The organism is Rhodoferax sp. BLA1, assembly GCF_013416775.1.
Classification (GTDB): Bacteria; Pseudomonadota; Gammaproteobacteria; order Burkholderiales; family Burkholderiaceae_C; genus Rhodoferax.
On the sequence record NZ_SZVI01000005.1, the window covers coordinates 40941 to 65507 of the forward strand.

19 protein-coding genes are annotated in these 24567 nt (G+C 62.3%); 7 read left to right on the forward strand and 12 right to left on the reverse strand.

Features of this window, described 5'->3' with window-relative positions:
* The first annotated feature begins 2 nt into the window (after positions 1 to 2).
* Entirely contained in the window at positions 3 to 479 is a 477-nt protein-coding gene (locus FDG13_RS05845; protein WP_180125875.1) for a histidine phosphatase family protein, read from the forward strand.
* Between the two features lie 12 nt (positions 480 to 491).
* On the opposite strand, the gene ppx is transcribed toward FDG13_RS05845, so the two are convergent.
* Complete coding sequence (ppx, locus tag FDG13_RS05850) at positions 492 to 1985, reverse strand: exopolyphosphatase (RefSeq protein ID WP_180125876.1); 1494 nt, start codon at positions 1983 to 1985, stop codon at positions 492 to 494.
* 355 nt (positions 1986 to 2340) lie between these two features.
* Here ppx and FDG13_RS21285 point away from each other — a divergent pair, with 355 nt between their 5' ends.
* Positions 2341 to 3933 (forward strand): methyl-accepting chemotaxis protein, encoded by a 1593-nt coding sequence (locus FDG13_RS21285; RefSeq protein WP_180125877.1) that lies wholly within the window; start codon positions 2341 to 2343, stop codon positions 3931 to 3933.
* A 40-nt stretch (positions 3934 to 3973) separates the two neighbouring features.
* Here the strand turns inward: FDG13_RS21285 and FDG13_RS05860 are convergent, their stop codons facing one another.
* The 3 genes from FDG13_RS05860 to FDG13_RS05870 form a co-directional block, all read right to left on the reverse strand.
* The gene (locus FDG13_RS05860; protein WP_180125878.1) at positions 3974 to 4567 is read right to left on the reverse strand and encodes a sigma-70 family RNA polymerase sigma factor; all 594 of its coding nucleotides are present in this window, start codon (positions 4565 to 4567) and stop codon (positions 3974 to 3976) included.
* Between the two features lie 21 nt (positions 4568 to 4588).
* Positions 4589 to 4822, reverse strand: coding sequence for a thioredoxin family protein (locus tag FDG13_RS05865; protein WP_218942639.1), 234 nt, complete (start codon positions 4820 to 4822; stop codon positions 4589 to 4591).
* A gap of 94 nt (positions 4823 to 4916) precedes the next feature.
* Positions 4917 to 5963 carry a permease gene (locus FDG13_RS05870; RefSeq protein ID WP_180125879.1) on the reverse strand — a complete coding sequence of 349 codons (1047 nt, stop codon included), beginning with the start codon at positions 5961 to 5963 and terminating at the stop codon, positions 4917 to 4919.
* Positions 5964 to 6089: 126 nt separating this feature from the next.
* On the opposite strand from FDG13_RS05870, the gene FDG13_RS05875 reads away from it, so the two are divergent.
* Positions 6090 to 6935, forward strand: coding sequence for a GNAT family N-acetyltransferase (locus FDG13_RS05875; protein WP_180125880.1), 846 nt, complete (start codon positions 6090 to 6092; stop codon positions 6933 to 6935).
* A gap of 58 nt (positions 6936 to 6993) precedes the next feature.
* Here FDG13_RS05875 and FDG13_RS05880 read toward each other — a convergent pair whose 3' ends face one another.
* From FDG13_RS05880 to FDG13_RS05890, 3 genes are all read right to left on the reverse strand, one after another.
* Positions 6994 to 7743: a lysophospholipid acyltransferase family protein gene (locus FDG13_RS05880; protein ID WP_370528170.1), complete on the reverse strand. Its 750-nt coding sequence runs from the start codon at positions 7741 to 7743 to the stop codon at positions 6994 to 6996.
* A gap of 14 nt (positions 7744 to 7757) precedes the next feature.
* Complete coding sequence (locus tag FDG13_RS05885; RefSeq protein WP_370528171.1) at positions 7758 to 9974, reverse strand: PhoX family phosphatase; 2217 nt, start codon at positions 9972 to 9974, stop codon at positions 7758 to 7760.
* A gap of 218 nt (positions 9975 to 10192) precedes the next feature.
* A complete protein-coding gene (locus FDG13_RS05890; RefSeq protein ID WP_180125881.1) occupies positions 10193 to 11314 on the reverse strand; it encodes an NADH:flavin oxidoreductase/NADH oxidase in 1122 nt (373 codons plus the stop codon).
* Positions 11315 to 11515: 201 nt separating this feature from the next.
* On the opposite strand from FDG13_RS05890, the gene gap reads away from it, so the two are divergent.
* Positions 11516 to 12514, forward strand: a complete 999-nt coding sequence (gene gap / locus FDG13_RS05895; RefSeq protein WP_180125882.1) for a type I glyceraldehyde-3-phosphate dehydrogenase — start codon at positions 11516 to 11518, stop codon at positions 12512 to 12514.
* Between the two features lie 99 nt (positions 12515 to 12613).
* Here the strand turns inward: gap and glgC are convergent, their stop codons facing one another.
* The 3 genes from glgC to FDG13_RS05910 all read right to left on the reverse strand — a co-directional run bounded on the left by glgC (position 12614) and on the right by FDG13_RS05910 (position 17226).
* Positions 12614 to 13924, reverse strand: coding sequence for a glucose-1-phosphate adenylyltransferase (gene glgC, locus FDG13_RS05900; RefSeq protein WP_180125883.1), 1311 nt, complete (start codon positions 13922 to 13924; stop codon positions 12614 to 12616).
* 232 nt (positions 13925 to 14156) lie between these two features.
* On the reverse strand, positions 14157 to 15155 hold the full coding sequence (locus FDG13_RS05905) for an SLAC1 anion channel family protein (protein WP_218942640.1): 999 nt from the start codon (positions 15153 to 15155) through the stop codon (positions 14157 to 14159).
* Between the two features lie 103 nt (positions 15156 to 15258).
* Positions 15259 to 17226 carry an AsmA family protein gene (locus FDG13_RS05910; protein ID WP_180125884.1) on the reverse strand — a complete coding sequence of 656 codons (1968 nt, stop codon included), beginning with the start codon at positions 17224 to 17226 and terminating at the stop codon, positions 15259 to 15261.
* Positions 17227 to 17468: 242 nt separating this feature from the next.
* On the opposite strand from FDG13_RS05910, the gene yjjJ reads away from it, so the two are divergent.
* Both yjjJ and FDG13_RS05920 read left to right on the forward strand, forming a co-directional pair.
* Positions 17469 to 18806: a type II toxin-antitoxin system HipA family toxin YjjJ gene (yjjJ, locus tag FDG13_RS05915; protein ID WP_370528172.1), complete on the forward strand. Its 1338-nt coding sequence runs from the start codon at positions 17469 to 17471 to the stop codon at positions 18804 to 18806.
* 129 nt (positions 18807 to 18935) lie between these two features.
* Positions 18936 to 20102 carry a GGDEF domain-containing protein gene (locus FDG13_RS05920; RefSeq protein WP_180125885.1) on the forward strand — a complete coding sequence of 389 codons (1167 nt, stop codon included), beginning with the start codon at positions 18936 to 18938 and terminating at the stop codon, positions 20100 to 20102.
* Between the two features lie 107 nt (positions 20103 to 20209).
* Here FDG13_RS05920 and FDG13_RS05925 read toward each other — a convergent pair whose 3' ends face one another.
* A complete protein-coding gene (locus FDG13_RS05925; RefSeq protein ID WP_180125886.1) occupies positions 20210 to 20920 on the reverse strand; it encodes a glutathione S-transferase N-terminal domain-containing protein in 711 nt (236 codons plus the stop codon).
* A 56-nt stretch (positions 20921 to 20976) separates the two neighbouring features.
* On the opposite strand from FDG13_RS05925, the gene FDG13_RS05930 reads away from it, so the two are divergent.
* A complete protein-coding gene (locus FDG13_RS05930; protein WP_180125887.1) occupies positions 20977 to 23382 on the forward strand; it encodes a transglycosylase domain-containing protein in 2406 nt (801 codons plus the stop codon).
* Between the two features lie 302 nt (positions 23383 to 23684).
* Here FDG13_RS05930 and FDG13_RS05935 read toward each other — a convergent pair whose 3' ends face one another.
* Positions 23685 to 24563 (reverse strand): PA4780 family RIO1-like protein kinase, encoded by an 879-nt coding sequence (locus tag FDG13_RS05935; protein ID WP_180125888.1) that lies wholly within the window; start codon positions 24561 to 24563, stop codon positions 23685 to 23687.
* Positions 24564 to 24567: the final 4 nt, after the last annotated feature.

A 24567-nucleotide genomic window follows, 5' to 3' on the forward strand; every position in this document is an offset into this window, starting at 1 on the left:
CTATGGATTTGGTACTCTGGCGGCATGCCCAGGCCCACGATGCCGAACCCGGCTGCGACGACCTGTCGCGCCCACTCACCAGCAAGGGGGAAGGCCAGGCGGCACGTGTGGCCAAATGGCTGGACCGCCAGTTACCTGACAGCACCCGGGTGCTGGTGAGCCCGGCCCGCCGGGCCGAGCAGACCGCCCGCGCGCTGGGGCGCAAGTTCAAGTTTCGTGACGAATTAGCGCCCGAAGCCAGCGCCGATGACGCCCTGGCTTTTATCAAATGGACCACCGAGAACGGCCCGCCGCACAAGGGCGCGGTGTTGCTGGTGGGTCACCAGCCGATGTTCGGGCAAATTGCCGCGCGTCTGCTGGGTGTGGCAGAGGCGGCCTGTGACATGCGCAAAGGGGCGGTCTGGTGGCTGCGCAGCCGCCACCACAACGAGGTGGTGCAGGTGTCCTTGCTCACCGTGATCAGCCCCGACCTGATCTGATCGCTGCGTGGCTTATTGCACCACCAGCTCAAAACTCCACAACATCTTCTGCCAGGCCAGGTTTTCCTGGCGCAACAGGTGGGCTGACTGCGGGAAGTCGATGGTCCAGGCTTCGTCGACTGTCAGCGTGAAACGCTGGCGTTTGGCGTTGTAGGCCAATGTCAGGCCCTGGTCCTGCGGGTTTTGGCGGGCGTGGCACAGGATCACCGCCAGGCGCAGCGCCAGCAGCTGCATCACAAAACCGGGCTCCTCCAGCTCGGCATCCAACTTCTTGAGCTTGCCCCGGTGGCCCAGCACCAACAGGCCCAGTCGGTGCAACTCGGGCAGGCTGAACCCCACGGTGTCGGCGTTTTCCAGAATGTAGGCGCCGTGTTTGTGGTAATCGCTGTTGGAGATCGCCATACCGACCTCATGCAGGGTGCTGGCCCAGCGCAGCTTGCGCTGCAGGCTGGTGGCCTCGGGGGTTTGCGGCGCGACCAGTTGCGCCAGCAGGCGCTCAGCCACCGCACCCACCCGCTCTGCTTGTTGGGTGTCCACCGCAAATTTTTGGGCCAAACGTTGCACAGAGACATCACGCGCATCGCTGGTCTGACCCTGGCGCTCGATCATCTCCAGCAACACACCGTGGCGCAGAGCCCCCTGGGCCACCTGCAAGGTGTCGATCTTGAGCAAGTCCATCAAACCACGCAGCACACTCACACCCCCACCCAGCACTGCGCGCCGGTCGTCTTTGAGGCCGGCCAGCTGCACCTGGTTGACGTTGCCTGCCCGCAGCAAGCATTTGACCAGCCAGTGCAGGCCTTCGGTGGTGATCTGGCCCTCAGGCCAGCCCGCCAGCGTCAGGATATCGGCCACCGCACCGACCGTGCCCGAGGCGCCATAAGCGGCGTCCCACTGCTGGCGCGGGTAGTGGATCAGCGCTTCATCAAACACCGCCTGGGCAGCAATTTCGGCACGGTACAACGCCTGCTCGGTGAATTCACCATTGGGAAAATACTTCATCGACCAGGCCACGCTGCCGACCCGGTACGAGGCGGTGTGCAGTGTCTCCAGGCCACAACCCAGCACCAACTCGGTGGAGCGCCCGCCAATGTCGATCACCAAACGCCGCTCGGCACTTTGCGGCAGCAGGTGTGCCACACCCTGGTAAATCAGCCGCGCCTCTTCGGTACCGGCGATCACTTCAATCGGGAAACCCAGCACCTGCTGGCCGCGTTTTAAGAAAACATCGCGGTTTCTGGCCTCACGCAGGGTCTGGGTCGCCACCGCACGCACCTGGTCCGGGCCAAAACCCGCCAGGCGCTCGGCAAAACGTGCCAAGCAGTCCCAGCCACGGGTCATGGTCTCTTCTGACAGGTTGCGGTCCTCGTCAAAACCGTTGCCCAGGCGCACGGTTTCCTTGAGGTAATCCACCCGCTGGATCTGGCCGTGGTCAAAACGCCCGACTTCGAGCCGAAAACTGTTGGAGCCGAGGTCGATGGCTGCCAGGAATGTGCCGTTGTTCATACCAGGAGTTTACGTTTGTGGCGTGACAACCAAATGTCAAAACCGTGTCAGACAGATACAGCTCGGGGTACACGGCCTGTGAGACTGGCCGAGCGGCACTTACCCACAGCGCTGGGCAAGGCCTGTTTGCCGCGGTTGTTGGCAGGACACGGCCAATCAATCAACACGTGCGCGGCCGTGTGTGCCATACTGAAAATATACAAATATGATTAAAATTGTTGATAAGTGATAAAATTGCTCGCAGATTGATTTGTTAACCGTCGTGGTCAGCGCCCGTGCAGCCGACTCTTCCCGCAACAAAGACACACGCTGCCGCTGACTCCCAGTGGCCATCTTTTTTCAGAGAGAAACCATCATGCTCAACAACTTCAAAATCGGTGCTCGCCTGTCGGGCGCCTTCCTGACCCTGGTGCTGCTGCTCCTGGGCATTGCCTACACCGGCTGGGCCGGCATCGAAAAGATGTTCGGCGGCACGGTTGACATGTACGCCGACAGCGTGGTGCCCATGAGCAAAATGAGCGCGGTGCAATACCTGGCCATCCGCGATCGCACCCTGGTGATGGACATGTTGCTCAACCCGGAACCTGCCAACATCAGCAAACGCATCGCCGAGATGGGCAAAAATGCCGCCACCCTTGACCAGGACTGGAAAGACTTCTTGACCACCCACCTGGCTCCTGAAGAAAAAGCCCTGGTGGCCGAGGTAGAGCCAGCCCTGGCGGCCTTCCGCAACGAGGGGCTGAACCCGGCCAAACAGGCCTTGCAAGACGGCAAGACCGAAGAGGCCTTGGCCATTTACAAAGAAAAAATCAGCCCGCTGGCGCCCAAGTTTTTTGGCCCACTGGAAAAGCTGATGGCGCTCCAGGTTGACATGTCCAAAGAGGACATCAGCACCGCCACCCAGGCCAATACCACCACCACCATCATCATCGCGGTGGCCACCGTGGCCGCCCTGCTGCTGGCGGCGGTTTTGGCGGTGGTGATCACCCGTTCGGTCACCCGCCCCATTGGGGAAGCGGTGCTGTTTGCCCAGACCACCGCCAGTGGTGACCTCACCGCGCGCATCTTGCACGCCAGCCGCGATGAGGTGGGTGAGCTGTTGGATGCCCTGTCTTTGATGCAGGCCAGTCTGGTCGAGGTGGTCAGCAATGTGCGCAGCGGCTCCGAAGGGGTGGCCACGGCCAGCTCTGAAATCGCCGACGCCAACCACGACCTGTCGGCCCGCACCGAACAACAGGCCAGCGCCCTGGAAGAGACCTCGGCCAGCATGGAAGAGCTGGGTGCCACCGTCAAACAGAATGCCGAATCGGCACGCACCGCCAACCAGCTGGCCATGAGTGCCTCGGCCGTGGCGCAACAAGGTGGCGAGGTGGTGGGCCAGGTGGTGCAGACCATGAAAGGCATCAACGAGTCGTCCCACAAAATCTCCGACATCATCAGCGTCATTGACGGCATTGCCTTCCAAACCAACATCCTGGCGCTCAACGCGGCGGTCGAGGCGGCGCGGGCTGGGGAGCAAGGTCGAGGTTTTGCCGTGGTGGCCTCCGAGGTGCGATCCCTGGCCGGGCGCAGCGCCGACGCTGCCAAAGAAATCAAGCAACTGATCAACGCCAGTGTGGAACGGGTCGGGCAAGGCAGCATCCTGGTGGACCAGGCTGGTGAAACCATGACCGAGGTGGTCAACAGCATCCGGCGTGTGACCGACATCATGGGCGAGATCAGCGCGGCCAGCACCGAGCAGTCCTTGGGTGTGGCCCAGGTCGGTGAGGCGGTCACTCACATGGACCAAGCCACCCAGCAAAATGCAGCGCTGGTCGAAGAGATGGCAGCGGCAGCCAGCAGCCTCAAGACCCAAGCCAAGAATCTGGTGCAGGTGGTTGGCACCTTCAAACTGGGAGAGACTGGCAACTACGCGCTCAGCGGCCCGTCCCGACCCGCCTTGGCCTAAAAAACAGCGGGCAGATCACAAACCCAGGCGCCAGCGCCACTCACAGCGTGCCGCTGGCGACATGGCAGCAGACTTGGCCACGTTCGTCAAATTGGACCTGGCAGTGGTCCACCAGCAACTGGCGCAGCCGCTGACGTGCACGTAACAAACGCGATTTGGCAGCAGGCAGTCCCAGCGCATGGGTTTGGGCAAAGGCCCGCACGGTCAAGCCGCTGATGTCGCAGGCCTGCAAGATGCTGCGGTCTTCCTCCCCCAGGCGTTCGATGTTGCGCAGCAGGCACAGGTCCAGCGCATCCACGGCGGCGCGCTCATCCACCGGGGCGGGCAAGTCGTCGGGCAGCTCACAAAGTGGTTTGCTGGCGCGCAGATGGTCGATCAGCGCGTTTTTGGCCACGCGGTAGAGCCAGGCGCGCGGGTTGTCCAGACTGCAAAAAACCCGGCCCAGGCGCATGGACTTGAGAAAAACCTCTTGCAGCAGGTCTTCGGCCTGGGGGCGGTCGTGTAATTGCTGCGCCAAAAAACCCAGCAACTCGGCTTCGTGGCTGTGCCAGGCACGTAACACACAGTCAAAAGCAGGTACCGCTGGTGCGGTGGCTGCGGTCTCGGACGGTTTGAGCAGGGTGTCAGATGCCATCCATCACACTGTAGCAGCGGCTCAGGCCTCAAACCACCGCGTCACCTTGTCGCGGCTGGGCACACCACCGGTATGCACCACTTGGCCGTTGATCACCACACCTGGGGTGCTCATCACGCCATAGGCCAAAATCTCGCGCAAGTCTTCGACCTTGCTCAGGGCAATTGCCACGCCTTTGTCTTGGGCCACTTGTTCGATCAGTGTCTGGGTGTTTTTGCAATTGGCACAACCGGTGCCGAGTACTTTGATGTCCATGATTTACTCCAGTAAAGATAGCTATAAGCCCTTTCTATATATGGGTTAGAGCCTGATTTGTCACATAAATGGTGGTCAGAGGCCTGCCTCGCGCCTACAGCACTGCGTTGAACACCCAGCCCACCAGCAGGATGCCGGTGGCCACCACACCGACAAAGGTGGCGATCAGACGCATTTTGAGCACCTTGCGCAGGATGACCATCTCGGGCAAGGAGAGCGCAATCACACTCATCATGAACGCCAGCACCGTGCCCAAAGCGGCGCCCTTGGCCAGCAGCGCCTGCACGATCGGGATCACACCAGCGGCATTGGTGTACATCGGCACACCCACCAACACCGCCAGCGGCACACTCCACCAGGCTTCTGTGCCCATGAAACTGGCCATGAAGTCCTGCGGCACATAACCGTGGATGCCCGCACCAATCGCAATCCCGACCAGGATGTAAGGCCAGACCTTGCCGACAATCTGGCGCACGGCGGCAAAACCGGCGTCCAGCCGCTCGGCCAGTGACTCCTGAACCGCCTCAAAGTTGGCGGCTTGTTGGGGCATGTCGCGCACCCAGTCTTCCAGGTGGGCCTCCATCTTGAGGCGGCCAATGGTCCAGCCCGCCACCATCGCCACACTCAAACCCAGGCCCAGGTACAACAGCGCCACTTTCCAGCCAAACAAACCAAACAGCAGGGTGAGCGCCACCTCGTTGACCATCGGCGCCGAGATCAGAAACGAGAACGTCACCCCCAGCGGCACACCCGCCTGCACAAACCCGATGAACAGCGGCACCGCCGAGCAACTGCAAAACGGGGTCACGATGCCTAAAGAGGCGGCCATCACATTGGCAAGCCCTTCACTGCGCCCAGCCAGCAGCGCACGGGTGCGCTCGGGTGTGAAGTAGCTGTTGACCAGCCCCATGACAAACACCACGCCGGTCAACAGCAGCAGCACCTTGGGTGTGTCGTAGATGAAAAACTGTAGCGCGCCGCCCAGGTGGCCGTCGCGCTCAACCGGTAATTGCGCCACCAGCGCCTCCGACATCGGCAACAACAGCTGGTACAAGCCGAGCCAGACGGCAGCGGCGACGATCAAAAAAAACAGCGGCTGGCGCTTGGGCCAGGTGCTGAGCTTCAAAGACAAGGTGTTCATACCTGTGTAGACGCAGCCGTTGCCAAAAGGATGCCGCCTGCGCACAGGTCACGCAAATGTCATCGTTCTTCCATCAAAGCGTCATCACGGTCTCGCAACATCCATGGCAAACCAAGGAGCATGACCATGAGAGAACTACCTAACCCCACATTTGCTTTTTCCCCGGTCTCGTTGCCCAGGGGGTCACTTCATCGACCTGACCTACGCCAGCCTGAACCGTCGTCCCATCTGGTTAAAACTGAGCGCGGTGGTTTGCAGGTATCGTGGGCGCGCCATGCCGACGAGGTGCGCCAAGCCCAGCGTCTGAGGTACCAGGTTTTTGCCGATGAGATGGGCGCGCGCCTGAGCACCACGGTGCCCGGCCACGACGTGGACATTTTTGACGCCTACTGTGAGCACCTGCTGGTGCGCGACGAGGCCACCCAGCAGGTGGTGGGCACCTACCGCGTGTTGACCCCGGCGCAGGCCAAACGCATTGGCAGCACCTACAGCGACACCGAGTTTGACCTGGTGCGCCTGCGCTCCTTGCGCGAACGCATGGTTGAACTGGGCCGCAGCTGTGTGCACCCGGAGCACCGCCACGGTGGTGTGATCATGGCGCTGTGGGGTGCGTTGGCCGAGTTTATGGTGCGCAACCAGCTTGACACCATGGTCGGTTGCGCCAGCATCCCGATGCTGCACAACGGTGTGGTCAGTGGTGATGTGGCGGCCAGCATCTGGCGCCAGCTGCAGGCCACCCACATGGCGCCGATCGAATTCCATGTGCGCCCGCGCCTGCCACTGCCGGTGGAGCAGCTGGACACCGGCCTGCAGGTGGAGCCACCAGCGCTGATCAAGGGTTATTTGCGCCTGGGCGCCAAAGTGCTGGGTGCGCCAGCCTGGGACCCGGATTTCAACACCGCCGACCTGCCGATGCTGATGCGCATCCACGACCTGCCCGCGCGTTATCGCAAACACTTTCTGGGCAACTGAGTCTTTTGTTGACGGGGCGCCGCGTTCAGGCGCCCCTCGCCGCTGGTGCGCGCTCAGCTCACACCAGACAACGCAGGTTATCCACAGCGGCGCGGGTGTCCTGGGAGAGTGCCCTGCGGTCCCGCCCCAAAGGCGGCTGCACCGGCCCCAGCCGCACCTCTGCCCGCAAACCCGGATGGCGCACCGTGCGCCACATCGACTGCAACAGCGTGTCTTCATCGATATAGATCGGTGCCAGGCTGACCTGGCCACTGGCACGCTCCACAAACTGCAGCGCCAGTGCCTGCACCGGCGCCTTGGCGGACACCGCCGCCTGGAACAAATTCGCGTGAAACGGCAGCACCTGCTGCCCGTTGCTGGTGGTGCCTTCCGGGAAAATCGTCAACACCTCACCGGATTGGAGGTGCTCGGCCATCTGGTGCACCACCCGCAGTGCGTCACGGGGTGACTCGCGGCTGATGAACAGTGTGCCGGCCTTGGCCGCCAGTCGACCCATCAGTGGCCACTGGCGCACCTCGGCCTTGGCGACAAAACGGCTTGGGCTGGTGGCCTGCAGCACCAGAATGTCCAGCCACGACACATGGTTGGACACCCGCAATGCCGGGCCGGTTGCGGGCGGCGCGCCAGACACTTTTAAATCAATAGCTAAAAGCCCAAGCGCAGCAAGGGCCCAGGCCTGAATTTCCTCTTGTTGCCGGGTGGCGGACCAGCCCGGAAAGCGCCAGCGCAACGTGGCCAGACCACCGATCAGGTGGCCGCCTAGCCGCAGCAGGCGCCAGCTGGCTAGCAGCTGCTGGCGCATCACCATGGAAGCCGCGCGCCTCAGCTACCGATCACACCACCGTCTTTTTTGGTGATGACGATGGTGGCGGAGCGGGGGCGTTGACCGGCGCCGTAGCCTGCGTTGGCAGGCCAGTGGCTGGTGTATTTGGCAGGGTTGCCAATGTCAGCCATCGGGGTGAGTTCACCGGGGTGCTGGATGTTGATGAACATCGCGCGACCGTCGGGTGACTCGCACAGACCGGTGATCTCGCAGTTGACCGGGCCCACCAGGAAGCGCTTGAGGATGTCGGCCGACTGCGCCTTGCCCATCGGGGTGTCGACACGTTTCTCGCTGCCGTCCTCGCGTTTGTAGGTCAGCGTTTTGCTGCTGCCGTCACCGACCTTGCCGGGAATGGCCGCCAACAACATGCAGTTGGTCTTGTCGGTCATGGCGCCGTCGTCGGTCTGGATCCAGCACACGCCGGTGGACGGGCTGAACACCAGGCCATCGGGTGCCGACAGCTCGTTGTCATCGGTCAGGTTGGACAGGTTGACACGGGTTTTGTCGGCATCGGCTTCCGAGGCAAACAGGTAGATGTCCCAGGTGAATTTGGTGTCAGCCGGGTTGGCTTGCGCCACGCGGATGATGTGGCCGTTGACATTGCCTTTTTGCTCTTTGCCCGCTTTGAGGTCGGTGTAGGTGCGCGGGTTGGCGGCATCCACACCCATCTCACCGTCTACCGTGCGGTTGCTGTTGTTGGTCAGCGTCATGTAGAAGTCACCGGTGCGTGGGTTCACACCGCCCCATTCCGGGCGGTCCATCTTGGTGGCGTTGACCGCATCGGCGGCCAGGCGGGTGAAGATGGCGATGTCAGCATCGGACTTGAAGGCAAAGTCGGGGTTGGCAGCCACAATCGGGTTGGCCATCGACAGCTCCAGCCATTGGCCGGTGCCGTCTGCCTTGAAACTGGCCGCATACAGCGTGCCTTTGTCCAGGTATTTGTCACCCACGTCCAGCGGGTTGGCGCTGTGTGCGTCGGCAGCGTCCCATTTGGCGCTTGATACAAACTTGTACATGTATTCACCGCGCGAGTCGTCGCCCATGTAGGCCACGATCGGCTGGCCGGGCACGGGCTTGGCAAAACTCACACTTTCATGGGCAAAACGGCCCAAGCCGGTACGCTTGCGCACTGCCAGACGGCTGTTGTAGGCGTCCATTTCCACCACATAACCGAAGGTGTTCATCTCGTTGCGGTAGTCGCTTTTGGCATCAGACGCCAGGGCGCCGTTGTTCCAGCGCACATAGCTGTCGCCCGCGCCCGCGCTTTCCCAGCCATGGCGGCTGGCAGCACCGGCTTTGCGGCCATAACGGTCCAGACCCAACACTTGCGGGTTTTTCTTGCCACGGCGGTCGTCGTCCTTGGCATCACGATAAAAGTAACCAGACCAGTTTTCTTCACCCGACACAAAGGTGTTCCAGGGCGTTTTGCCGGTGCCGCAGTTGTTGAGCGTGCCGCGGGCGCGGGTGCCGTCCGGGCTGAATTTGGTGACCAGATGTTCACTGCCCTTGGCCGGGCCGTGGACCAGGACTTCGGTCATGGTGGTGACGCGGCGGTTGAACGGTGAGCCCGCCTTGTAAGCCCACTGGCTGCCCTTGGCTTCAATTTCCACCACCGAGACACCGTGGATGGCCAGCTCTTTGTCCACCTCGCTGGCCGGACGCGGCAGTTTGGAGGTGCCGCCATTGGCGTGCAGGAAGAAGGAGCTGAGTTTTTCGTCGGTGGTGGCCTCGTGGTTGATGGCCAACAGGGCGCGTTGGGTGCTGGAGGTAGAAGGCTTGCCATTGGCATCCAGGCCAAACCATTCCATGCCGTCATGGTGGTCACCGGCGCGTTTGTCAAAGTCGGTGTCGGTGCCGTCGTTCTTGTAGGCGGGTGTGCTGGCGGTGAGCGGGTCGCCCAGCGCGTAGAGCACCTGGGTCTGGTAACCGTCGGCCACGGTCACGGTATCCATCAGGCTTTTGCCCACAGCGGCAAAACCCAGGGTGCTCAGGGGCGCAGACAGCGTAGCGGCACCGGCACCTGCGGTAGCCGAAGTGGCGCAGCCGCTCAAACCGATACCACCCAGCAGGGCACCACCGGCAGCACCCACACCACTGAGCAACATGCTGCGACGGCTCAGCCGGGCGCTGACCACCGCATCAATATGCGGGTTGCTGGAGGTGTTGGAGTCTTCTTCGTTGAAGATGTCGTTGGGACGAGGGTTGGATGTGTTCACGTTGACGAGCCTTGTAAGTGGGTTAAAAACAGACTGAGTGTTCCCGCCACTTGTGAAACTTTTGTGACAAAGTGCGCCGCCCACGGCGCGCAAACAGCCAACAGCCTACCGGCAAACACATATCCGCTCCCATTAAAGGAGCTATCTACCCTTATATCAAAATACCTAGAGGCCAAAATGGCCCAATATGTCACACACCTCGGTGCGCATCGGCAGGCTCAACGCCCGCCGATGCGCACCTGGCCAAAGGCGGCTTGCGCCTCGCGCGGCAGGCAGCGCCAGTAGCTGGGGCTGGCCGTCACCGTGCCACCCAGGCGGGCGGCGGCATGCCAGCCCCAGCGTGGCTCGTACAAAAAGACGCGTGCCAACGCCACCAAATCGGCGTCACCCGCCTGCAGCACCGCTTCGGCTTGGTCCGCGTCGGTGATCAGACCTACGGCGGTGGTCACCAAACCGCTGCTGGCATGGATGGCACGGGCAAAGGGCAGCTGGTAACCCGCGCCCAGGGCGATTTTTTGCTGCGGCGAGACGCCCCCCGATGACACATGGATGAAGTCACAGCCTGCGACCTTGAGCTGCTGGCAAAAGACTTCGCTTTGGGGCAGATCCCAGCCGCCCTCGACCCAGTCAGTGGCCGACAGACGCAGGCCCAGCACACCGTCATAAGCCGCGCGCACGGCGGCAAACACTTCCAGCGGGAAACGGCAACGGTTTTCGAACGAGCCACCATAAGCATCACTGCGTTGGTTGGCCAGGGGTGACAAAAACTGGTGCAACAAATAGCCGTGCGCCGCATGTAACTCGATGGCATCCACACCGATGCGCTGGGCGCGCAGCGCGGCCGCTACAAACGCCTCACGAGCCTGTACCAGCCCGGCCAAACTGAGTTCGGTGGGCGGGGTTTCGGTGGGCAAATGCGGCACGGGTGACGGCGCCACAGTCTGCCAGCCGCCCTGCTCTGGCGCTAGCAGCTGCCCGCCCTGCCAAGGGACTGCGCTGGAGGCCTTGCGCCCGGCGTGCGCGAGCTGGATACAAACGGTGGTGGCGGGCGCCAGTGCGCGGGCGCGCTGCAAATGATGAGCCAACGCGGCCTCGGTGCGGTCGTCCCACAGCCCCAGGCATTTGGGCGAGATGCGACCTTCTGGCTGCACCGCAGTCGCTTCGATGGTGAACATCGCCGCGCCACTGTTGAACAAGTTACCCCAGTGCATCAGGTGCCAGTCGGTGGCGCAGCCGTCAACAGCCTGGTATTGGCACATCGGCGCCACCACCATACGGTTGGGCAGGGTGATGCCGCCACGCGGCGAAGGCAGGTGCAAGGGTGAAAACAGCAGGCTCATGGTGCTAACAGGGTGGTGGTGGGTGAACAAGCATAGCCCAGCGGCTTGTCAGCCCAACATCAGCAGCGCGTGTTACCTGTTTGTACCTGAGCTGGCTCAAGCGCCCGTAAAATGATGCCTGACCCGCTTGGAACATGACAGCGACGGCCATGCGTGCCGCGTAAGCCACAGGTTGGTTTTATTAACTCCCGGAGAAAATCTATGACGATCAAGATTGGTATCAACGGCTTTGGCCGCATCGGACGCAATGTGTTGCGCTCAGCCCTGCAGAGCTTCGACGATATCGAAGTCGTGGCCATCAACGACCTGCTGGAGCCCAGCTACCTGGCCTACATGCTGAAGTACGACTCGGTGCACGGCCGCTTCAAGGGCGACGTGTCTGTGGACGGAAACACCCTCACCGTCAACGGCAAGAAAATTCGCCTGACGCAAGAACGTGACCCGGTCAACCTGAAGTGGAACGAAGTCGGCGCCGACATCGTGATCGAATCCACCGGCATTTTCCTGGACAAGGCCGGCGGCGAGAAGCATCTGGCAGCTGGCGCCAAGAAGGTCATCTTCTCGGCACCTTCCAAGGATGACACCCCGATGTTTGTGTATGGCGTGAATGACAAGACCTATGCCGGTCAAACCATCATCTCCAACGCGTCTTGCACCACCAACTGCCTGGCTCCTTTGGCCAAGGTGATCAACGACAAGTTTGGCATCAAACGTGGCCTGATGACCACCGTGCACGCTGCTACCGCCACGCAAAAGACCGTGGACGGCCCGTCCAACAAAGACTGGCGCGGTGGCCGTGGCATTCTGGAAAACATCATCCCCTCCAGCACTGGCGCTGCCAAGGCCGTGGGCGTGGTGATTCCGGCACTGAACAAGAAGCTCACCGGCATGTCGTTCCGCGTGCCAACCAGCGACGTATCGGTGGTTGATTTGACGTGTGAACTCAACACCAGCGCCACCATGGCCGAAATTTGTGCCGAAATCAAGGCACAAAGCGAAGGCGCCATGAAGGGCGTGCTCGGTTACACCGAAGAAAAAGTGGTGGCCACCGACTTCCGTGGTGAAACCCGCACCAGCGTGTTTGACGCAGACGCCTCCATCGCTCTGGACGGCACCTTCGTGAAACTGGTTGCCTGGTACGACAACGAATGGGGTTATTCCAACAAGTGCCTGGAAATGGTGCGCGTGGTCGCCAAGTAATTCTGGCCAAACCCAACAAAAAGGCCCGTGCTGCACAGCAGCCGGGCCTTTTTTTACGTCTGTGCCGGTCTGACCGGCCGCGCCAAGAGCAGCGCCGTCTCAGCGGATGAAGTCCTTGTTCTGCCCCAGCATGCTGGGTGTCACCAGCGTGATGCCCGACTCGGTGACGTGGAAACGCTGGCGATCCACTTCGGGGTTGACCCCAATCTCGGTGCCATCGGGCAAATGGCATTCACGGTCCAGAATACATTTTTTGATGACACAGTTACGGCCAATCTGCACATTGGGCAGCACCACCGAGTCCTCCACCAGGGTGTAACTGTGTACATGCACACCTGAGAACAACATCGAGCGCCGCACCGTAGCCCCGCTGATGATGCAGCCGCCTGACACCGTCGAGTCAATGGCGCTGCCACGGCGGGTTTCGTCGTCAAACACAAACTTGGCCGGTGGGCGCTGCTCCTGCCAGGTCCAGATCGGCCAGCTGTCGTCGTACAGGTTCAGCTCGGGTGTCACCTGCACCAGGTCCATGTTGGCGGACCAATAAGCGTCCAGCGTGCCCACATCACGCCAGTAGGCCGGTTTGCCGGGTTCCTGGACACAGCTGTCGGCAAAACTCTGGGCAAAGGTGCGGTAGCGTTTGACGCAGTGCGGAATGATGTCCTTGCCAAAATCGTGGCTGGATTTGGGGTCGTCGGCGTCGCGGCTGAGCTGCTCGAACAGGAAGCGGGCGTTGAACACATACACCCCCATGCTGGCCAGGGCCACATCGGGCTTGCCCGGCATGTGCTGGGGCTGGGCCGGTTTTTCCTGGAAATCGACCACCCGGCCTTCGTCGTTGACCGACATCACCCCAAAGCTGCTGGCCTCCTGGATCGGCACCTCGATACACGCCACCGTCATGTCGGCCTGGCGCTCCACATGGCCCAACAGCAGTCGGCCATAGTCCATGCGGTAAATGTGGTCGCCCGAGAGGATCAGCACGTATTTGGGGTTGGCGTGGCGGATTTCGCGCAGGTTCTGGAACACCGCATCCGCCGTGCCCTGGTACCAGTGTGATTCGTCCACCTGCTGCTGCGCGGGCATGATCTCGATGAACTCACCTAGACGGCCATCCAGAAAACTCCAGCCCAGCTGCAGATGCCGGATCAGGCTTTGTGACTTGTACTGGGTGGCCACACCCACACGGCGCACACCCGAGTTGACGCAGTTGGACAGGGTGAAGTCAATGATGCGGAACTTGCCACCAAAAGGCACAGCCGGCTTGGAACGCCAGTCGGTCAGTTCGCGCAAGCGACTACCGCGGCCACCCGCGAGCACCATGGCAAAAGTGTTGCGGGTGAGTTGGCTGACCAGTCGGGGATCGCGCCCGCTGCGTCTGTCTAGGCTGGATGCATCAAAGTCACTCATGTTGGCGCCTCAAATTGTTTTGCGCTAAGCCCTGTTGCTGGTCAACACAGCTTGCTGTTCCTCATTCTATTGATTTGGCAGCCAAAAAGGCGAAACTTCGGCAGCGGATTTCAGCATGTGCTGGCAGCGACCTATTTATATAAAAATGGCCTATAGCCCTTATTTAGAAAGGGCAAAGCGCTATAAAAATAGCATTATTCCGGGCGCTGTCTGGGTCATGTACTCAGGGGTTTTACTCAGGCACGCAGATCTGGCCGCGCGTCATGGCCTGCAGCGTGCGCCAGCTGATCAGGGCCACCAGCAGCAGCAACACCGTCAGCAACAGCGGGAATAAAGCGGCAAAAAAGCTGCCACCCAACTTGTCCAGCATCACCGAGGTGGCAATCGTCATGGCCGCCATCGGGAACGAATAGGCCCACCACGGCAGGGCAAAAGACAGGCGCCAGAAGTGTTTGACCTGCGACAGCAGCAGCAAGGTGATGAACAGGGCAAAGTAATACAGGATGCGCGCCACATCGTCCACCACACCGTTGTGCAACTTGACCCAGGAGATGAAGCCCACGGCGGGCGGAGCAATCAGGATGAACAGCGTGGGCAGCAGCTTGGCAGGCAGCATCGGGTGAAAGAAAAAGCGGTTGAACAACACCGCCAGCAGCGGGGTCCACATCATCAGCCCGACGCTGAAGTAAAACCACGAGATTTCCTGATAACCCAGCGGCACACCCGCGATGGGCACCAGGATGTTGCCCACAATCGGGATGAACCAAGCCGGGTTGCTGTGCTGCACCTGGAACTTCTCGTGGTGCATCCAGGCCGACAGGATGACCAGGGTGAACAGCAGTTGCACCGTGGCCCCCACGGCCCACAAGACCTGCGAAACAGCCGGTGCGTGGCCCAAGGCCGCAATGGCCAATAACAACATACCAATCGACATCGCCGGAAAGAAGCTCAGTCGAACCGGATGGTTGAACTCGGCCACCACCTGCGCGCGATGCAACAGCCATTTGCCCAGATAGGCCAAGCTGATGAGCACAAACACCAGCGCCGTCAGCACCAGCAACCCCACGCTGGGCGCCACCGGCCAGTGCCACAGGTGTTCGGCCTTTTCCAGCGCGATGGTGGTGCCCGCCAGGCCCATGACGATGGAAAACATCGACACCGGCAGGTGTTCAAGACGGCCATGGGGGGCTGCGGTGGGTGCAACAACGGCGGCGGCAGGGGTACTTATCACAACAAATCTCCAGTGTCATACAGCTGGAAACCATGATAGGGGTAACCCCGTCATTCAGTCGGTGACTAGAGTCACCCAGCACCGATTCGCGCCGAGTTTGGGCTTACTGAGGCGCTTTGGCTGGACTACGCGCCGGGCGCGGCAAGGCCCGCGCATCGCGCACCAGTTGGCCACAGTCGCTGTCCTGGCCGGGGCCTGCGTCAATCAGCGGCAACAAGGCCAGCAGCGGGTTGACCAGGCCCAATGCCACCGCACCGGCAGCGCGCGCGGCCACCTGGCCTTTGTCGACACTGACCTGGGGCTGGGCAAAACTGCCGCGAATGTAGATCGGGCTGCGCAAAGCCACCGGGCTGGTGGCCTTGGTCTTGGGGGTGAGCGTCAGGTTCAACTGCTCATGGGCCAAGTCAATGCTGCCGCTGCCCAGCAAGGTGGTGACCTGGGTGTCCACCACCAGTGCCTCGGTCTGCATTTTCCCGGCCTTCACCTGGAAGTCTGCCACCGCGCAGCGCAGCTTGATCAGCTTGTCGCCGGTCAGGTTCAGCGCCAGGATCTCCCACAGGTGCAGGCCGATTTTTTCCATCATCAAGCGGCTGACCTGGCCGCCAGCCACCACCAGACCCACCTGGCCGTTGGCACTGGCCAACATGTCACCCACCGAGTTGCCCGTGCCACTCAGCTTGAACTCGCCATTGATCTGGCCAATACTGGCCTGGTTCAGGTCCACCGTGGGGAACAGCTTGGACAACAACAGCTTGCGTGCCCGCACCTGGGCGCTGGCCTGGATCGGTGTGCTGCGCCCGTCCAGCGTGATCTGGGTCTGCAACTGCCCACCGGCCAGTCCAAAGTTGAGCGGGTCCAGCGTCAGCACCGAGTCGCTTAACTTCAAATGAACCGACAGGTCTTCCAGCGGCAGCGCCTCGGCTCGGCGCAGGGTTTTGGCAGTGAGTTTGACATCGGCATCCACCGAGTCCCAGCGCTCGGTCTTAAAAGGCAGCTCGGGCAACACCCGCTTTTGTGCCTGCGGGTCTTTCACGGCCTGGGCCAGGCTGCCGCTGCGTGCGCCAATCACCGGGCCCAGGTCGTCCAGCGCCAGCAGGCGCGAGTTGAGCACAGCGTTCAAGACCGGCCGTTGGCCACCAGTCGTGACCTCAACAAACCCGGCGATGTCGCTGGCGCCAAAACGACCGCTGAACTTCTCAAACCGCCAGCGCTGATCCATATGCAACAGATGGCCCGTCACCGAGTACGCGCGGGTGCCTGGGAAAGCGATGCCCAGCAGCGGGTAAAGCTGCTCCAGGCTGCCCCCCGACAGCGCCATCTTCATGTCCACCTCAGCAAAAGTCAGCAGACCGGTCAGCGTGCCGTCCACCTGCACCTGGGTCGGGCCGACGCTGGCGGTCAGTTTGAGCGGGTAGGGCTGGCTGGTGTCGCGCAGCGCCAGCACCGGGCCACCGCTGCCCTGCGCTCTCAAAGGCAACCCCTTGAACTGGCCGGTGGCCGAGAAACTCAAGTCCAGCGCCGTGGCCCGGCTGGCTTCACCCGAGGCGGTGGCCAGCTGAGCACGGATGCTGGTTTTCTGGTCCAGATCGTCATACCCCAGCGTGCCATGGTCCAGCGCCACCCGTCCGATGTGGATGCGGGCGTTTTCGTCCTGCTGCTGGGTGTCCAGCAACCAGCTTTTGCGCTTGTTGGACTGTTCCAGAAAAATGGCGGCCTGTTCCAGGCGCACTTCGGTGAAGGTGATGTTGCGCTTGAGCAAGCTGCTCAGATCGAGACTGACCGCCACACCTTCGGCCGTGACCATTTGTTTTTCCTTGGCCCAGGCCGGGTTGGCAAAACGCACACCGGCGGCATGTAAACGCGCCACCGGCCAGCCAAAGTCCACCGTCAGATCACCACTTAACACCAGCTCACGCCCGGTGTGTTGCAGGGCCAGACGCTCCATGGGCGCGCGCAACCAGTTCCAGCCGAACAAGGCGATGACCAGTACCAGCAGCAACACCCCGGTCAGCAGAGCCGCCAGCGCCCACAGCAAATAACGCCGCAACACCAAAAAGGAAGGAAAAACCATAAACGTGTGACTTTCACAGGGACTGGGTGCGGGGGCACCCTGGGTCTCGCGCGATTGTCTGCGTCAGCGGCTGATGGGACTGTGCGTCAGCGCACCCAAGCCCAGACGCAGCAGATTGCCCCGTCATACTCCGTGACTGAAGCCAAGCGCATAAGTTTTCGTAATTTATCTATTCACAAATGCACACAAGCTATTGTTTTGTAAGAACAATGTCATTTAAATATCTATTCATATAATGATTCGTGGCCACCACACCTGAGCTCACCCAACATGCCCTGCAGGCGCTGCGCCGCCAGGGCAGCGTGTTGACCAGCGCCGAGCTGCAGGTCACGCTGGGCGTGAGTCAGCCCACGGTGTCGCGCGCCTTGTCGCCGCTGATCCAGTCGGGCCAGGTGCTCAAGGTGGGTGCGGCGCGCTCACAGCGTTATGTGCTGGCGCGCAACGTGCCCGGTGTCGGGCGCGAGGTGCAGGTGATGCGCATTGATGCACTGGGTCAGCCCTCACCGTTTGCGCGGCTGGTGCCGCTTGAAGGGGGTGCTTTCTGGGTCGATGAGGCCGACGGGCTGAGCGAACGGCACGACGGCCTGCCCTGGTTTCTGGAGGACATGCGCCCACAGGGTTTTATGGGCCGCACCTTTGCCCACAGCCACCCCGAGCTGCAACTGGGCAACGACCCGCGCCACTGGAACGATGACGATGTGCTGCGCGCGCTCACGCTTTATGGCGACGACCTGCCCGGCAACCTGATCCTGGGCGAGGCCGCGTTTGCGCGTTTTTTTGCCTTGCCTGAACGCAGCTCTCGTGTCGACTCAGCCCTGGATTACCCACGCCTGGCGGACCAGGCCATGTTGGGCACCCACCCCGGCTCGTCGGCGGGTGGTGAGCAACCCAAGTTCTGCACCATCTGTGCCGGGCGGCCAGTGCTGGTGAAGTTTTCTCCCGCCGGGGACAGCCCGGTAGATCAGCGCCTGCGCGACTTGCTGGTGTGTGAACATCTGGCTTTGCAAACGCTGGCCGCAGCGGGCATCCCTGCCGCACGTACCCAAATTCATAGCGGTGCAGGCCGCATCTTCCTGGAGTCTGAGCGTTTTGACCGCATACCTTCGGCCGTCGGGGCGAGTGGTCAGCTGGGCCGCATCGGCATGGTCTCTTTGCAGGTGCACGACGCACAATTTATCGGTGAAATGGACAACTGGGCAGCCACCGCCAACCGCATGCTCGCCCGCAGGCAATTGCAAGCGGGAGACGCGCGCACCCTGCGCCTGCTGGAGGCCTACGGCCAGCTCATCGCTAACACCGACCGGCATTACGGCAACATCTCGCTGCTGATCCAGGGCGACGACTGGGTGCTGTCACCCACCTACGACATGTTGCCCATGCTCTATGCGCCGGTGGGTGGTGAACTGGTGGCGCGTGACTTTGCAGCGCGGCCTCTGCAACCGACGGCAGCCACGCTGCCAGAGTGGCCACAGGCACGCGCGCTGGCCATCAGCTTCTGGCAAGCCGCCGCCGCAGACACCAGAATCTCAGCCCCGTTCCGGCAGATTTGCGCAAACAACTTGGCACACCTCGCTGGATAAGCTCCGGGGACAGCGCCGACAGCGCAACACTTGAGCGATACGGTTTCCCAGGTCGGGGCGGCCATGACAAGGCAACATCAATCAGGCATAGTCTGGCCCCATAAGTACACCCGAAAAAAAGACCTTCCCATGATGACCGACCCAAGGGCAGACATCCGCCTGGCCCAGTTACACCTGTATGTGGATATCCATCTGCATGACCGCTACCTGGCGCCGTTGCTGACCTTGGTGGTCGCCGCAATGCTCACCAACTGGGTGCCGGTCAGCTGGGCCGCCATCTGGGCTGGTTTTGAGCTGCTGATCATCGCCAACTACATCCGCGTCTACCAGGCCTTCAAACGCAGCCAGACCGGAGCGTCCGACGAGCCACACTGGGCCAGGCGCATCGCCCTGGCCCACGGCGCCCACATGCTGGCCTGGTCGTCGCTGGTGTTCTGGGCCTGGCAGCATGACAACTTTGCCAGCCTGGTGTTCATCATGCTGGTGCACATCGCGCTGATCGCACTGACCACCTCAATGAGCAATGCCCATCTGCGCACACTGGAGCGCGACATGGTCTTTCCCGTCCTGGCCCTGCTTGGCCTGCCCTTGCTCGAACTCAGCTGGTTCAATGTCGGCCTGAGCCTGCTGGGGCTCGGTTTCAGCGTCTTAATGCTGCTGGTGGCAAGGCAGATCAACACCTACTCGACCGAGGCCCTGCAACTGCGCCAGCGCAACGAGATCTTGATCAGGGAGCTGGAATTGCAGGCCTCACGCGATGCACTGACCGGCCTGGTCAACCGCCGCTATTTCCTGGCCGAGGCCAACCAGCAACTCCAGGCCGCCCATCGCTCATCCCATGTGCTGGCCTTGCTGATCATTGACCTGGACCACTTCAAACAAATCAACGACCAGTACGGCCACCTGGCGGGGGACGAGGTGCTGGGTGCGGTGGTGGATGCCCTGAAGCGCAACCTGCGCACGGGGGACTGCCTGGGGCGGCTTGGCGGCGAGGAGTTCGCGCTGCTCATGCCCCAGACGACGCAGGCCGAGGCGACCGAAACGGCTGAGCGCCTGCGCCAGGCCGCCGCTGCGGTGCCGCTCACGCTGCAGGGTCAGGCCATCTGCCAGACCGTCAGCATCGGCATTGCCTTGTTACAAAAGGAAGACACCAGCCTGTCGAGCCTGATGCACCGGGCCGACCTGGCGATGTACGCGGCCAAGACGCAAGGCCGCAACCGCGTGGTGTGCGAGCTGCCTGCGCCAGCGGCAGAGGACACCAACCTGAGCGCAGAGACGGCGATCCAAGCCGCCTGATTCAGGCGACTTGCCGCGCAGAATCTACGCCATATTGCCCTCTAGCCCTTATGTAACAAGGGCTAGGCGCTATCAAAACAGAAATTTGAGTGTGGCAACCAAGCTGCCTACACCGGGCTGCGTTGTGGCACCAGCAGCCCACGCGCCACCGCAGGTCGGGCAACAAAAGCCGCCAGCACACGTGTGACGTGCGGGAAGTCGGTCATGCCCACCAAATCGGCCGCGTGGTAACGCTCGATCAGATTGCGCACCCAGGGCAGGATCGCGATGTCAGCAATGCTGTAGTCATCCCCCATGACCCAGGCGCGTGTCGCCAGTCGCTGGTTCAGCACACCCAGCAGGCGCCGGGATTCCGCCACGTAGCGGTCACGCGGGCGTTTGTCCTCAAAATCTTTGCCAGCAAACACGTTGAAGAAGCCGAGTTGGCCAAACATCGGGCCGATGCCGCCCATCTGGAACATCAACCACTGGATCGTCTCGTAGCGGGCCGCCAGATCAGCTGGCAGAAACTGGCCGGTTTTCTCGGCCAGGTACAGCAGGATGGCACCTGACTCGAACAACGCCAGCGGCTGGCCACCGGGGCCATTGGGGTCGATGATGGCCGGAATCTTGTTGTTGGGAAAGGTCGCCACAAACTCGGGTGAGAGCTGGTCGTTGGTCTCAAAACTCACCAGATGCGCCTCATACGGCAAGCCGGTTTCTTCCAACAAAATCGACACCTTGACGCCGTTCGGGGTGGGCAAGGAATAGAGCTGCAGGCGCTCCGGGTGCTGGGCGGGCCACTTGCGGGTGATGGCAAAGGAGGAGAGATCGGTCATGGGGTGTCCTGTTGGGGCAGTTGAATGCGGCGGATAATCCACCTCCATGGCAGTCTATGCCCACTGGTTCCGGCGTGTCCTTACCCTCTCGATTTCCCCCTTTTTTGACTGAGTTTCTGCAGCGCTGGCGCCGCCCGACCCGGCGCGAGCTGCTCTGGGCGCTGGCCGCGCTGCCCACGCTGCTGCTGGCCTACACCCTGCTGCTGATTCCTTTCACCCCGGCCATCAGCGACATCCGCAAGGCCAAGGTCGATTTGCCCGCGCAGGTGCTGTCGAGCGACGGCAAGTTGCTGACCGAGTTCAAATGGGCCAACCGGGTCTGGGTGCCGCTCAAAGATGTGGCGCCCTCGGTGGTGAACGCACTGGTCGCCACCGAAGACCACCGCTTTTACGAACACTTCGGGCTGGACTGGCGGCGCACCGCCTCAGCGGCGTTGCACACCTTTTCGGGTGAGCGCCAAGGCGGCTCGACCCTGACCCAGCAACTCGCACGCAACCTGTTCCCGCAGGAGATTGGCCGCGCGCCCACACTCACGCGCAAGCTCAAGGAAGCCATCACCGCGTTCAAGATCGAGGCGCTCTACACCAAGCCCGAGATTCTGGAGACCTACCTCAACACCGTGCCCTTTCTCTACAACGCCTACGGCATCGAGATGGCGGCGCGCACCTATTTTGACAAGTCGGCCGACCAGCTCAGTGTGCTGGAAAGCGCCACGCTGGTGGGCATGCTCAAGGGCAACAGCTACTACAACCCGGTCCTCAACCCCGAGCGGGCGCTGCAGCGGCGCAACACCGTGCTGGCGCAAATGGTCAAACGGGGGCAGCTGGACGCCGCGCAGTACACCAGCCTGAGCAAACGCCCGCTGCGCATTGACTTTGAGCGTCAGGTGGAGGACAGCGGGCCGGTGCCACACTTTGCGGTGCAGCTGCGCAAATGGCTGATCGACTGGGCCGACGACCACGACTACAACCTCTATGCCGACGGCCTGGTGGTGCACACCACCATCGACGCACGCCTGCAGACCCTGGCCAACCAGGCACTGGCGCGCCAGAGCCGCCACCTGCAAACCCTGGCCGACGCCGCCTGGCAGCCGCGCCGCGCCTGGGGACCGGACAGCGCCCTGGTCCAGACCCTTGTGCGCGAAACACCAGAATTCCGCCGTGCGGTCGAGGCGGGCCAAAATGCTGACGACGTGCTGAAGGCCTTGCTGAAAGACAGCAGCTTCATGGGCCAACTGCGCACCCAGAAAACCCGTTTGCAGGCAGGTTTTCTGGCACTGGACCCGCGCAACGGCCAGGTGCGCGCCTGGGTGGGCAGCCGCGACTTTGCGAATGAGCCGTTTGACCATGTGTCGCAGGCGCGGCGTCAACCCGGCTCCACCTTCAAACCTTTTGTTTACGGCGCTGCCTTCGACAAAGGCGCCAGCCCCGATGACACGCTGATCGACCAGGCGGTGGAGATCCCGCTGCCCGGCGGTGAAGTCTGGCGCCCCAGCGACGGTGGCCCGCCCAGCGACAAACCCATGCGTTTGCGTGACGCGCTGGCCTATTCCAAAAACACCATCACCGCCCAACTGATGCAATCCGTAGGCCCCGAGCGGGTGGCCCGGTTGGCACGTGCCATGGGCGTGAACGAAAGCCCGCTGGAGGCGGTGCCCGCGCTGGCCCTGGGCACCAGCCCGGTGAGCTTGAAGGAAATGGTCAGCGCCTACAGCAGCATCGCGCATGACGGCCAGTACCTGGCGCCGATGCTGGTCACCCGCATCGAAAACCGCCAGGGCGAGGTGCTGGCCGAGTTCGCCCCGGCCAAGCCACAGCGGGCCCTGTCGGCTCAAGCCAACTACCAGCTGCTCGACGCGATGCGGGGTGTGGTGGATAAAGGCACCGGTGTGGCCATCCGCAGCCGCTACGGCATCCGCGCCGATGTGGCCGGCAAAACCGGCACCACCCAGGACAACACCGACGGCTGGTTCATCCTGATGCACCCGCAGCTGGTGGCCGGTGCCTGGGTAGGTTTCAACGATGGTCGCATCACCCTGCGCAGCGACTACTGGGGCCAGGGCGCACACAGCGCCTTGCCGATCGTGGGTGATGTCACCGCCCAGGCGCTGCGATCCAAGTTGATTGACTCACGCGTGCGTTTTGAGACACCGCCCGAGGGCTTTTTCAGCCAGCTGGCCAAGGGCTTGCGTGACTGGGCTCAAGGCCTGATGGCGCCCGAACCTACGCCGGTGCCACAACCGGTGCGTCAGCCCGCCCCCATCCCGGACGAGGAGGTGGTGGTGGAGGAACCTGCTGTGCCAGCCAGCGAGCCGGTTGAGGTGGTGGCGTCCACGGTGACGCTGCCTGCCAGTGCGCCGGTATCGCCCATTTCAGCCTCCAGCGCCGCGCCCACGCTGGGACCGGTGGCACCGGTGTCTGTGCCTGCACCTGCTGTGGTGCCCGATGACGCGGTGCGTTAGGGCCGGGTTCATTCGCTGACGTGCTGCTCTGTGGGTAGGCCATGTGAGCTTGAGCGCGAGGCCTCAGACGCGCTGTGCTTTGCGACATCGGCCCCCCGCCCAAACTCACACGGCCCGAGAACATCGCCGGGACTCAGCTTTTTTCAGGGGTCAGGCTGTTGAACGGTGGCGAACCAAAGTGCGCGCCGCAGCGGGTGGGGTGTTGGGGTCCACCGATGTCGCAAAGCGCAGCGCGTCTGAGGTGGGCGCCAATACCCCACCCGCTGCCACCCAAGACGTGAGACGGTCTTGGGCCGCCAGCCTCAGCCCGCCGTCGCCATCCGCAGCCGACGCGCCGCGTCTTCAGCCCGGGCGTCGTCAATCTCGCGCAACACCGCCTGCATGTCGACACTGGCTTGTGAGCGCTCAAAACGACCTGTGAGCGGCATGTCCACACTCAGCAGCCCGGCCTGGTACAGGCTCCAGATTTCCGGGCCGTACTCGGTGGCCAGCAGTTCGGGGGCGAACTGGCCAAAGAAGTCGCGCAGATTCGCCACGTCGCGCAGCAACATGCGCTGGGCGTGGTTGTTGCCCGCCGCATCCACCGCCTGCGGCAGGTCGATGATCACCGGCTCATCCACACCGTCGGCCCCATCCACTCCGGGGGTGTGCGCCAGCAGGATGTTGAACTCGGACAAATCTCCGTGCACCACCCCGGCGCCCAGCATACGCACCACCTCTTTGATCAGCGTGGCGTGGTGTTGGCGCGCCTGCTCGGGCGTGAAGGCCACATCGTTCAGGCGCGGGGCGGCGTCGCCCTGGGCGTCGGTCACCAGTTCCATCAGCAACACACCGTCGCAAAAGTTGTAGGGCTGGGGCACCCGCACACCGGCGGCGGCCAGGCGGTAGAGCGCGTCGACCTCGGCGCTTTGCCAGGCGGCCTCTTGCTCCTGGCGGCCAAACTTGCTGCCCTTGGCCATGGCGCGGGCCGAGCGTGAGTTTTTCACCTTGCGGTTTTCGGTGTAGTCCACCGCCTGGCGAAAGCTGCGCTGGGTGGCCTCTTTGTAGATCTTGGCGCAGCGCGTCTCCGCACCGCAGCGCACCACAAACACCATCGCCTCCTTGCCACTCATGAGCTGGCGCACCACGCTGTCGATCAGACCCTCTTCAATCAGGGACATCAGTCGGGCAGGTGGTTTCATGGGG

Bases quoted from the DNA above. Each gene is read 5' to 3' on its own strand.
- FDG13_RS05845 (WP_180125875.1), top strand. From the start codon at position 3: ATGGATTTGGTACTCTGGCGGCATGCCCAGGCCCACGATGCCGAACCC.
- ppx (WP_180125876.1), bottom strand. From the start codon at position 1,985: ATGAACAACGGCACATTCCTGGCAGCCATCGACCTCGGCTCCAACAGT.
- FDG13_RS21285 (WP_180125877.1), top strand. From the start codon at position 2,341: ATGCTCAACAACTTCAAAATCGGTGCTCGCCTGTCGGGCGCCTTCCTG.
- FDG13_RS05860 (WP_180125878.1), bottom strand. From the start codon at position 4,567: ATGGCATCTGACACCCTGCTCAAACCGTCCGAGACCGCAGCCACCGCA.
- FDG13_RS05865 (WP_218942639.1), bottom strand. From the start codon at position 4,822: ATGGACATCAAAGTACTCGGCACCGGTTGTGCCAATTGCAAAAACACC.
- FDG13_RS05870 (WP_180125879.1), bottom strand. From the start codon at position 5,963: ATGAACACCTTGTCTTTGAAGCTCAGCACCTGGCCCAAGCGCCAGCCG.
- FDG13_RS05875 (WP_180125880.1), top strand. From the start codon at position 6,090: ATGAGAGAACTACCTAACCCCACATTTGCTTTTTCCCCGGTCTCGTTG.
- FDG13_RS05880 (WP_370528170.1), bottom strand. From the start codon at position 7,743: ATGGTGATGCGCCAGCAGCTGCTAGCCAGCTGGCGCCTGCTGCGGCTA.
- FDG13_RS05890 (WP_180125881.1), bottom strand. From the start codon at position 11,314: ATGAGCCTGCTGTTTTCACCCTTGCACCTGCCTTCGCCGCGTGGCGGC.
- gap (WP_180125882.1), top strand. From the start codon at position 11,516: ATGACGATCAAGATTGGTATCAACGGCTTTGGCCGCATCGGACGCAAT.
- glgC (WP_180125883.1), bottom strand. From the start codon at position 13,924: ATGAGTGACTTTGATGCATCCAGCCTAGACAGACGCAGCGGGCGCGAT.
- FDG13_RS05910 (WP_180125884.1), bottom strand. From the start codon at position 17,226: ATGGTTTTTCCTTCCTTTTTGGTGTTGCGGCGTTATTTGCTGTGGGCG.
- FDG13_RS05920 (WP_180125885.1), top strand. From the start codon at position 18,936: ATGATGACCGACCCAAGGGCAGACATCCGCCTGGCCCAGTTACACCTG.
- FDG13_RS05925 (WP_180125886.1), bottom strand. From the start codon at position 20,920: ATGACCGATCTCTCCTCCTTTGCCATCACCCGCAAGTGGCCCGCCCAG.
- FDG13_RS05930 (WP_180125887.1), top strand. From the start codon at position 20,977: ATGCCCACTGGTTCCGGCGTGTCCTTACCCTCTCGATTTCCCCCTTTT.
- FDG13_RS05935 (WP_180125888.1), bottom strand. From the start codon at position 24,563: ATGAAACCACCTGCCCGACTGATGTCCCTGATTGAAGAGGGTCTGATC.